8 protein-coding genes are annotated in these 9,537 nt (G+C 66.9%); 7 read left to right on the top strand and 1 reads right to left on the bottom strand.

Translation table 11 applies throughout. From position 1 onward, the window contains the following. Nucleotides 1-2,109: EAL domain-containing protein (locus H4I92_RS08550; protein ID WP_077530181.1), on the top strand; the 2,109-nt coding region annotated here is incomplete at its 5' end. Here the strand turns inward: H4I92_RS08550 and argH are convergent. Continuing rightward, complete coding sequence (gene argH, locus H4I92_RS08545) at nucleotides 2,106-3,527, bottom strand: argininosuccinate lyase (RefSeq protein ID WP_077530180.1); 1,422 nt, start codon at nucleotides 3,525-3,527, stop codon at nucleotides 2,106-2,108. The two genes, H4I92_RS08550 and argH, sit on opposite strands and share 4 nt — an antisense overlap. A gap of 81 nt (nucleotides 3,528-3,608) precedes the next feature. Between argH and H4I92_RS08540 the strand changes: the two genes are divergently transcribed. The 6 genes from H4I92_RS08540 (at nucleotide 3,609) to H4I92_RS08515 (ending at nucleotide 9,535) form a co-directional block, all read left to right on the top strand. Beyond that, nucleotides 3,609-4,658: a sensor histidine kinase gene (locus H4I92_RS08540; protein WP_077530179.1), complete on the top strand. Its 1,050-nt coding sequence runs from the start codon at nucleotides 3,609-3,611 to the stop codon at nucleotides 4,656-4,658. Beyond that, complete coding sequence (locus H4I92_RS08535; protein WP_077530178.1) at nucleotides 4,655-5,380, top strand: LytR/AlgR family response regulator transcription factor; 726 nt, start codon at nucleotides 4,655-4,657, stop codon at nucleotides 5,378-5,380. The genes H4I92_RS08540 and H4I92_RS08535 overlap by 4 nt, the downstream gene beginning before the upstream one ends. An 84-nt stretch (nucleotides 5,381-5,464) precedes the next feature. Continuing rightward, entirely contained in the window at nucleotides 5,465-6,403 is a 939-nt protein-coding gene (hemC, locus tag H4I92_RS08530; RefSeq protein WP_077530177.1) for a hydroxymethylbilane synthase, read from the top strand. Continuing rightward, the gene (locus H4I92_RS08525) at nucleotides 6,384-7,178 is read left to right on the top strand and encodes a uroporphyrinogen-III synthase (RefSeq protein WP_077530176.1); all 795 of its coding nucleotides are present in this window, start codon (nucleotides 6,384-6,386) and stop codon (nucleotides 7,176-7,178) included. The genes hemC and H4I92_RS08525 overlap by 20 nt, the downstream gene beginning before the upstream one ends. 9 nt (nucleotides 7,179-7,187) lie before the next feature. Then, nucleotides 7,188-8,276 carry a uroporphyrinogen-III C-methyltransferase gene (locus tag H4I92_RS08520; RefSeq protein ID WP_077530175.1) on the top strand — a complete coding sequence of 363 codons (1,089 nt, stop codon included), beginning with the start codon at nucleotides 7,188-7,190 and terminating at the stop codon, nucleotides 8,274-8,276. Continuing rightward, nucleotides 8,273-9,535 carry a heme biosynthesis HemY N-terminal domain-containing protein gene (locus H4I92_RS08515; RefSeq protein WP_077530174.1) on the top strand — a complete coding sequence of 421 codons (1,263 nt, stop codon included), beginning with the start codon at nucleotides 8,273-8,275 and terminating at the stop codon, nucleotides 9,533-9,535. Before H4I92_RS08520 ends, H4I92_RS08515 begins: the two co-directional genes overlap by 4 nt. The last annotated feature ends 2 nt before the right edge of the window (nucleotides 9,536-9,537 follow it).

The raw sequence follows: 9,537 nt of genomic DNA, 5'->3' as shown, positions 1-9,537 counted from the left end.
CCCCCCCGCGTTTCCCGCCGGGCCAAACAGAGGGGCGGTCCCGGCATCGGGGAGATGGCCCCGGACTTCAACCGCCTGCACTGGTCTGAGGGCCTGTATCACCTGCTGGACCTTCCTCCGGGCAATCAGCTCGATCCTGAACATGTCCTGTTCTACTTCCAGGAACACCAGAGCCAGGTCCGCCGGGCCATTCTCCAGTGCCTGCGCCAGGGCGAGCCGTTTTCCATGGAAGTGCCCATACTCACCGCCAACCAGAACCACCGCTGGCTGCGGCTCACCGGGCGCAGCCTGGACGAGTCCGGCAAACGCCGCCTGATCGCCGGCAGCGCTGTGGACATCACCGCCCGCCGCGCGGATGCACACTCCGCCCAGGTCTGGAAGTACCGCACCGAAAGCGTTCTGGCGGCCTCGAACGACCTGATCGTCATCATGAACCCGGAGCTGGAGATCGTCGCGGTCAACCAGGCCTACAGCGATGCCTTCCAGGCCGCGTTCGGCATCATCCCCAATGTGGGCGACCAGCTCACGGATCTGCTCGCGGACCACCCGGAAGAGCGGCGCCTCTATGCCCGCCTATGGGAACGCGCCATGAGCCAGGAAGGCTTCTGCATCGAGATGCCGCTGGCCCAATCCGAGGAACAGCAGACCGTCTATGAGATCCAGTTCAACCGGATCTTCTCGCCCGCCGGAGAACTGTTGGGCGCGGCCCACGTCGGCCGCGACAAGCGTGTGGCCCAGCTCGACGGCGAGGATCATGTGCATTACCTCAACCGCCACGATCCACTGACCGGGCTGCTCAACCGCCGCGAGATCCTCCAGCGTCTGCACCGAGCGCAGAACCTGCAGCGCGAGGCCGGCACGCCCCACGCCCTGGTGCACCTGGACCTGGACGGCTTCAGCACCCTCAACGCCCGCTTCGGCTCCGGCGGCTGCGACCGCTATCTGCGGGAACTCAGCAGCATGATGTCGGGCCGCCTGCGTCAGCGCGATGCCATTGCCCGGGTGGCCAGCGACCAGTTCGTGATCATCCTGGACAACTGCGGCACGGAGGAAGCCGTCAAGGTCTGCCACAGCCTGCGCGATGCCATCAGCGTCTTCGAATTTGAGTGGCGGGGGGACACCATCCGGACCACCGTCAGTGCCGGCCTCCTGCCCCTGCACCAGGTACCCGACGAGTCACCGGAACAGTGCCTCACCCTGGCTGGGGATCTGTGCGAGACGGCCAAGGCCACCGGCCCCTGCAGCCTCAACCTCTACCGCACCGGTGCCGAAGGCGGCGACGAAACCGCCACCCGCGAGGACCTGGCGCAGCTGATGTACGCCATCACCACCGATGCCATCGAGCTGCACTTCCAGGCACTGCGCCCTATCGCCAGCGCCACCTGGGGCGACCATGTGGAGGTGCTGGCACGCCTCTACCGGGAGCCGGACGATCAGGGCCAACGCGCGGAGGAACTCTGGCGCCCGGCCTCCTTCATGCCCCTGGCGGAACGCTTTGATCTGGGGTACGCACTGGACCGGCGGGTCATCACCCGTGCCCTGGCCTGGCTGGAGCAGAACCCCCTGATGCAGCCACGGCTCAAGATGATCAGCTTCAACCTGTCCGCCAGCAGCCTCCTGGATGACAGCTTTGCGAACGAGGTAGCGCGCCAGATCGAGGCCAGCTCCTTTGAGGCCACCAGCTTCTGCTTTGAGATCCGTGAAGCCCATGCATGCCGGTACCCGGATGAGGCCCGGCGAAGCGCCGAAGCACTGCGGGCGGTGGGCTGTCGCATCGCTCTGGACGCCGCCGGCGTCAGCGGCAGGACCCATAATCTGATGGGTGATCTGGGGATCAGCATCGTCAAACTGGATGAAAGCCTGGTGCATAACCTGGCGGACAACCCGCTGCAGGTGATCATGGTGGAGGCCATACACCGGATGGCGCTGCTGTGTGAGGCGGTGACCGTCGCCCCCTTCATCGAGGACGACGCCACCCTGCGCAAGGTAAGGGAACTCGGGCTGCATTTCGGTCAGGGCTACCGCCTGACCAGCCCGGAACTCCTGGACCAGCTCGCACCCCCGCCCAGGCCCGGCAGCCGGGGCGGATTCTTCCGGGTACGCAGTTAACCCGCGGCGCCCCCCTGGTTCAGCCTGTCCAGCCGCTGCGCCGCCTCCCGGGCCGCCTCACGCACCCGTGCCGGCGCCGTACCGCCCACATGGGCCCGGGCGCTCACGGAACCATCCAGGGTCAGAACCTCATAGACGTCCTCGCTGATGGTCCCGCTGAACTGCTGGAGCTCGGCCAGCTCCAGGTCCTCCAGATCCCGGCCATCCCTGTCCGCATAGGCCACGGCCTGGCCCACCACCTCGTGGGCGTCCCGGAAGGCCAGGCCCTGGCGCACCAGGTAGTCCGCCAGGTCGGTGGCGGTGGCAAAGCCGCGCCGGGCCGCTGCCCGGGTGTTGTCCCGGCGCACGGAAAGCGCCGGCATCATGTCCGCATAGGCGCGCAGGCAGCCCTTGACGGTATCCACGGTGTCGAACAGCGGCTCCTTGTCTTCCTGATTGTCCTTGTTGTAGGCCAGCGGCTGACCTTTCATCAGGGTCAGCAGGGACATCAGGTGGCCGTTCACCCGGCCGGTCTTGCCGCGCACCAGCTCGGGCACATCCGGATTCTTCTTCTGGGGCATGATGGAGGAACCGGTGCAGAACCGGTCCGGCAGATCCACAAAGCTGAACTGGGCGGAGGTCCACAGCACCAGCTCCTCGCTGAAGCGGGAAAGATGGGTCAGGAGCAGCGCGGCGAAGCTGCTGAACTCAATGGCGAAATCCCGGTCGCTGACCGAATCCAGTGAGTTGGCGGTGGGACCATCAAAGCCCAGCAGCTCGGCGGTGTAATGGCGGTCAATCGGGTAGCTGGTGCCGGCCAGGGCTGCGGCCCCGAGCGGCAGGCGGTTGACCCGCTTGCGGCAGTCCAGAAGGCGCTCATGGTCGCGCTGCAGCATCTCGTTCCAGGCCAGCATGTGGTGGCCGAAGGTCACCGGCTGGGCACTCTGGAGATGGGTGAAGCCGGGCATGATGGTATCCGCCTCACGCTCGGCCAGCTCAATCAGGCCGGACTGCAGGCGGCCCAGTTCAACGGCGATGGCGTCGATCTCGTCACGCAGGTAGAGGCGGATGTCGGTAGCGATCTGGTCGTTGCGCGAGCGCCCCGTATGGAGCTTTTTGCCGGTAACACCAATACGTTCGGTCAGCGCCGCCTCGATGTTCATGTGCACGTCTTCAAGGCTCACCGACCACTCGAAGCGCCCGGCCTCGATATCCGCGTGCACTGCCTCCAGTCCCTCGACGATCTGGCGTTCCTCGTCTTCCGTGAGAACACCAACCTTCGCGAGCATGCGTGCGTGGGCAATGGAGCCGCGAATGTCATGGTGGTAGAGGCGCTGATCAAACCCCACCGAGGCCGTGAACCGCTCCACAAAGGCATCCGTGGGCTCGCTGAACCGCCCGCCCCAGAGTTTGGCCGCCGCTTTCCGCTCGTCGCTCATGGTCTATCCTGTTGTCATGGAATCAAATGCACCCGCAGGCCGCGCAGTATAACAGCCTTCCAATCCGGCGCCCTATTCACCATGAACGCGACCCAGGAGTCACAAAACGACGGCGGCTTCATCCCGGATCTCTGCCAGGTCCGCGCCGTCTTCCTGCTGGTTCTCACCACCGAGCTGGTGGTGCTGCTGTTCGCACTGGCCCGGCCTTCCAGTGGCCTGCTGGACTGGCACTACCTGGGCCTGGCCTCGCTGCTGGCCCAGTGGGTCACCCTGACCGCCGCCGGCCTCATCTGCGCCCTCAGGCGCCAGCTCGAGGCCCTGGGCGTGCCACTGGCCTCCGTCGCCATCACCGTGCTGGTACTGGTGGACACCGCCGCCTTCACACTGCTCGGCCAGTGGCTTCTCCACCCCGCGCTCTCACCGCTGGACGCCCCGTTCACGTTGCTGCGCAACCTGCTCATGGCGGCGCTGATCACCCTGATGGCGCTGCGCTACTTCCACCTGCAGTACCAGCGCCGCCGCCAGGAGGAAGCAGAAGTCGAGGCCCGCATCGCCGCGCTCCAGGCGCGCATCCAGCCCCATTTCCTGTTCAACAGCATGAACACCATTGCCAGCCTGATTGCCTCCGATCCGGAGCGCGCCGAGGAGGTGGTTCTGGACCTCTGCGACCTCTTCCGGGTCAGCCTGAATACCGCCGGGACCCGCCTGATTCCTTTGTCCGAGGAGCTGCGCCTGTGCGAACGCTATCTCGCCATTGAAAAGCTGCGCCTGGGGTCGCGCCTGGACGTGGACTGGCATCTGGATGACAGCGCCAGCGACCTGCCGGTACCGCCGCTGATCCTGCAGCCCCTGCTGGAGAACGCGGTCTACCATGGCATCCAGCCGCTGACCGGCGGCGGCATCATCCGGGTGGAATCGGAACGGACCCGGCGCTGGCTCTACATACTGATCCACAACCCCCTGGCCAGCGACCAGGCAGGCCACCACCAGGGCCAGCGCATGGCACTGGAAAACATCCGTGCCCGGCTGCAGGCCGTCTACGGAGACACCGCGGCACTCAAGGCCAGCCAGGGCGGCGACCACTTCACGGTGACGCTGAGACTGCCAGGCAACAGGGAGGGCGACGCATGACGCAACACCGCATCCTGATCGTGGACGACGAGGCCCCCGCCCGGGACCGACTGCGGCGGCTGCTGGAAGCCATGGAGGACTGCCGGGTCTGCGCCGAGGCCGGCAACGGCACAGAGGCCCTGGAAAAGGCGGCGGAACACCGCCCCGACATCGTGCTCATGGACGTACGGATGCCGGGCATGGACGGAATGGACGCGGCCCGGGAGCTGACGGCCCAGGCCACGCCGCCGGCTGTGATCTTCTGTACCGCCTACGACGACTATGCCCTCAGCGCCTTCCGGGTGGATGCCACGGACTACCTGGTCAAACCCGTCCGCCGTGAAGCCCTCGCCAATGCACTGGCCGGGGCCGCCCGCGTTAACCGCGTACAGAGCCGGCAGCTTGCTCCCGAGGAAAAACCTGCCATCGTGATCCGCAACCAGGCCGGCGTGGAGCGCGTCGAGCTGGACCGGCTCTACTACGCCAGTGCCGACAACAAGTACGTCACCCTGGTCCATGACCGTGGCGAAACCCTGTGCGACTACAGCCTGCGTGAACTTGAGCAGGCCCACGCTGAGCACCTGCTGCGCATCCACCGCCACACCCTGGTCAACCGCCGCTACCTGGAGGCACTGACCCGCACCCAGTCCGGCCACCAGGCCCAGCTTTCGGACGCGGAGGGCACCCGCCTGCGCGTCAGCCGCCGCCACGCCAGCAGCGTGCGCGAGCACCTCCAGGGTTGAGACGGCAACGGGCGACAACGGCCCCTTGAAACGCTACCCTAGGGAACCCCTGACACCATCCACCCACTGAGGAAGTGCCACTCCATGGCCCGAGACACCCTGCGCATCGCCACCCGCCGGAGCCAGCTGGCCCTGTGGCAGGCCGAACACATCAAGAGCCGGCTGGAACAGGCCCATCCAGGGCTCAGCGTTGAACTGGTGGGCATCAAGACCCGGGGCGATAAGATCCTGGATGTGCCGCTGGCCAAGATCGGCGGCAAGGCCCTGTTCGTTAAGGAACTGGAAGAGGCCATGCTTGATGGGCGCGCGGACATAGCGGTGCATTCCATGAAGGATGTGCCCATGGTGTTCCCGGAAGGGCTGGGCCTGATGGCCATCTGCGAACGCGGCGCGCCCACGGACGCCTTCGTCAGCAACCACCATGCGGACGTCGACGCTCTGCCCGAGGGCGCCGTCATCGGTACCTCCAGCCTGCGCCGCCAGGCCCAGCTCGCAGCCCACCGGCCCGACTGCCGAATCGAAACCCTGCGCGGCAACGTCAACACCCGCCTGGCCAAACTCGATGACGGCCAGTACGACGCCATTGTACTGGCCACCTCCGGCCTGCACCGGCTGGGCTTCGACGAACGCATCCGTTACGAGATCCCGCCGGAAATCAGCCTGCCGGCGGTCGGCCAGGGCGCGCTGGGCATTGAGTGCCGCACCGACGATGGCGAGCTCATCGCCATGCTGGAACCGCTGATCCATGCCGATTCCCGGGACCGGGTCCTGGCGGAGCGGGCCCTGAACACACGCCTGGAAGGCGGCTGCCAGGTACCCATCGGCGCCTACGCGGAACTGGAAGGGGATGAGCTCCACCTGCGTGGCTTGGTGGCTTCACCCGACGGCAGCCGGGTTCACCATGTTGAGGGGCGCGCCCATCGACGCGAAGGCGAAGCCCTTGGTCGTCGCCTGGCCGAACAGCTTCTTGAAAAGGGCGCCGGCGCCATCCTGGCCGAGGTCTATGGCTACGAGCCCGAATAACACGCCACTGGCCGGGCGCCGGATCCTGGTGTCCCGCCCCGAACCCAAGGCGGAGGAAACGCGCCAGGCACTTGAGCAGGCCGGTGCCTGCAGCCGTGCGTTGCCGCTGATCGCCATCCAGCCCCGTACGCTGGATGGCCGTGAACGCAGTCTGATTCAGGAACTGGACAACTTCGGTAAGATCATCGCGGTCAGCCCCAACGCCGCCCGTCTCCTGCTGGAGCAGGCGGATGACTGGTGGCCGCAGTGGCCCGTGGGCCTTGAATGGTGGGGGCCCGGCGAGGGCACCGCCCGGGTGTTCCGCGATGCCGGCCTCCCCGGCCAGGCGCCGCCCAACGGCCATGATTCCGAGGCCCTGCTCAACTGCCCCTCATTCCAGCCGGAGGCGGTGGCCGGCGAAAAAGTCCTGATTGCCCGCGGCAACCAGGGCCGGGAACTGTTACGCGATACCCTGACGGATCGCGGCGCCCGTGTTGAGGTCCTCCCGCTGTACGAGCGCACCCCCATCGAATGGCCCGAGGCCACGCTCCGGGAACACCTCACCACCTTTGACCCGGACACCGTGCTCGCGCTTTCCGCGGAAACATTGAAGCGCCTGCTCGAGGTGGGTCAGAATGCAGATTCGAAGCTGCGGGAACGCTGCCTCGTGGTACCGGTGGAACGGGTGGCCCAGCAGGCCCGGGACGCCGGCTTTCGCGAGGTCCGGGTAGCCCCGGCCATGAGCCCGGACGGGCTGATCGACGCCTGCGGGGCGTCCCCCTCAAACGCGGAGTAACGGACACTCGTGAACGACAACAGCAAACAGCTCCCGGCGACTACCACGCCCAACCCCCAGCCCGGCCGCGTACGGCTATGGCCGCTGTGGCTGGTCATCATCCTCCTGGCCGCGGGCCTGCTCGGCGCCGGCTTCATGCTGTGGGAGCAGCACCGCACCCAACAGCAGCTCGGGAACCGCCTCGACACCCTTAACAGCATCGCCTCCGACCTGCGCGAGACTCAGCGATCCGGCAGCGAGGCCCGCGCGCAGCGGCTCAACCGGCTTGAGGGGAAACTCGACGAACAGGCCGATGCACTGGACACCCAGTCCCGCCAGATCGCGCACAACGCCCGCTCGCTGCTCGGACTGGGCCAGCGTACCCGAACCGACTGGCTGCTGGCCGAGGCGGAGTACCTGCTGCGCCTTGCGAACCAGCGCCTGGAACTGGAAAACGATCACCAGGGGGCACTGCGCCTTCTGGAAAGCACCGATGAACTGCTGGCGGGCACCGACGCCGCTGGCGTCCACCCCATTCGCGAGGCCCTTGCCGAGGAGATCCTGGCGCTGCGCACCATGGACCCGGTGGACCGGACCGGAATCCATCTGCAGCTTGAGGCCGCCATGGGGATGATCCCGGAGCTGGGCAGCGCCCAGTCCCTGGATCGGGCCGATACACTTCCCGAGGCCAGCAGCAGTCAGCAGACAGAGGCGAATCTGTGGCAACAGCTTCTTGGCGTTCTTGACCGCATGGTCCGTATCCGTCGGGTAGACGAACCCACCCAGGCCCTGCTCACCCCGGAGCAGGAGACCCAGGCCCAGCTCCATCTCCAGCTGATGTTCGAGCAGGCCGCGGCCGCCCTGCTGCGCGGTGACAACGCCGTCTATAGGCGCTCCCTCGGGCGCGCCGGCGACTGGCTTGAGCGCTGGTACGGCAGCAGCAACCAGACGGCTTCCACGCTGGATGAGCTCATCAGCGACCTCAGGGACGAACGCATCCAGGCCGAAGTGCCGGACATCGGTGAGTCCCTGGAACTGCTCAAGGCCCGGCTCCGGGCTCGCGCGGACGAATCCGGTCCCGCCCAGGCGGACGACGATGATGGGGAGACCACCGAATGAGGAGGCTGCTCATTGTTCTGTTCGTTGCGGTGCTCGCGGGCACACTCCTCAGCCTGGGCATGGCGGAGGACCCTGGCTACATCCGCGTCAGCATCGGCACCTGGCTGATCGAAACCAACTTCTGGGTTGGGATGTCACTGGTGGTGCTGGCCGCCCTGGCCCTGCACTGGCTGCTGGATCTTCTTCGGGGGCTGCGCCTGGGCCCGGGCGCCATGGGTCAGTGGTGGCGCAACAGCGGGCGCCGCCGTGCCCGTCGCCAGACCACACGGGGGCTGCTGGAACTGGCCGAGGGCAACTGGGGCCGGGCGCGCAAACTGCTCGAACAGGGCGCCGGCAACGCGGAAACCCCGCTCATCAACTACCTGTCAGCCGCGGAAGCTGCCCACCAGCAGGGAGACCAGGAGGAAGCCGATCGTTTCCTGCGCCTCGCCTGGGAAAGTACCTCCGGGTCGGATCTGGCGGTGGGCCTGACCCAGGCCCGGCTGCAGCTCAATGCCGGGCGCAATGAACAGGCCCTGGCGACATTGCTGCGGCTGCGCCGCAAATCACCCAACCATCCGCACGTGATGCGCCAGCTCGCCAATGTCTACCGCAACCTCGAGGACTGGCAGGCACTCAGTGAACTGCTGCCGGAACTGCGACGCCAGGCCGCGCTGGATGACAGCAGCCTGACTGTGCTGGAACAGGAGGTCTGGCTCAATGTGCTCGACCAGGCCGCCGAGCGGCTGGAACGCCAGCCCCCGGAACAGCGCAACCTGGATCACCTGGACCGGGTCTGGGACCAGCTGCCCCCGCCCCGGCGCAGGGACGAGTCCGTAGTGCATCACTACGCCGACCACCTCGCCCGTCTGGGCGCGGAATCGCGCGCTGAAAGCCTGCTGCGCAAGGTCCTGCGCCAGAACTGGAGTGACCTTCTGATCAACCTGTACGGCCGCATCCAGGGCCCGCGGGAGGATGAGCAGCTACTCGCAGCAGAAGGCTGGCTCAAGGAGCGCCCCAACAACCCGGAACTACTGCTGGCACTGGGGCGCATCAGCCTGCGCAACCGGCTCTGGGGCAAGGCAAGGGAATACCTTGAAACCAGTCTCGGGGTACGCCACAGCCAGGAGACGGCCGCGGAACTGTGCCGGCTCTACGCCCACCTGGGCCGTTACGAGGACAGTGTCCGCCTGCTTCGCCAGGGCGTTCTGGAGCATCACGGCCTACCCAGGCTGCCCATGCCGGAAGCCCGGCGCCGCAGCGGTACCCCGGCGCGCTGACG

The organism is Vreelandella halophila (assembly GCF_019903425.1).
Taxonomy (GTDB): Bacteria; Pseudomonadota; Gammaproteobacteria; order Pseudomonadales; family Oleiphilaceae; genus Halospina; species Halospina halophila.
This window is presented reverse-complemented; position numbering and strand designations above follow the sequence as displayed.

Coding starts and splice junctions, on each gene's coding strand:
- H4I92_RS08515 (WP_077530174.1), top strand. CDS start 8,273: ATGAGGAGGCTGCTCATTGTTCTGTTCGTTGCGGTGCTCGCGGGCACA.
- H4I92_RS08525 (WP_077530176.1), top strand. CDS start 6,384: ATGGCTACGAGCCCGAATAACACGCCACTGGCCGGGCGCCGGATCCTG.
- argH (WP_077530180.1), bottom strand. CDS start 3,527: ATGAGCGACGAGCGGAAAGCGGCGGCCAAACTCTGGGGCGGGCGGTTC.
- H4I92_RS08535 (WP_077530178.1), top strand. CDS start 4,655: ATGACGCAACACCGCATCCTGATCGTGGACGACGAGGCCCCCGCCCGG.
- hemC (WP_077530177.1), top strand. CDS start 5,465: ATGGCCCGAGACACCCTGCGCATCGCCACCCGCCGGAGCCAGCTGGCC.
- H4I92_RS08540 (WP_077530179.1), top strand. CDS start 3,609: ATGAACGCGACCCAGGAGTCACAAAACGACGGCGGCTTCATCCCGGAT.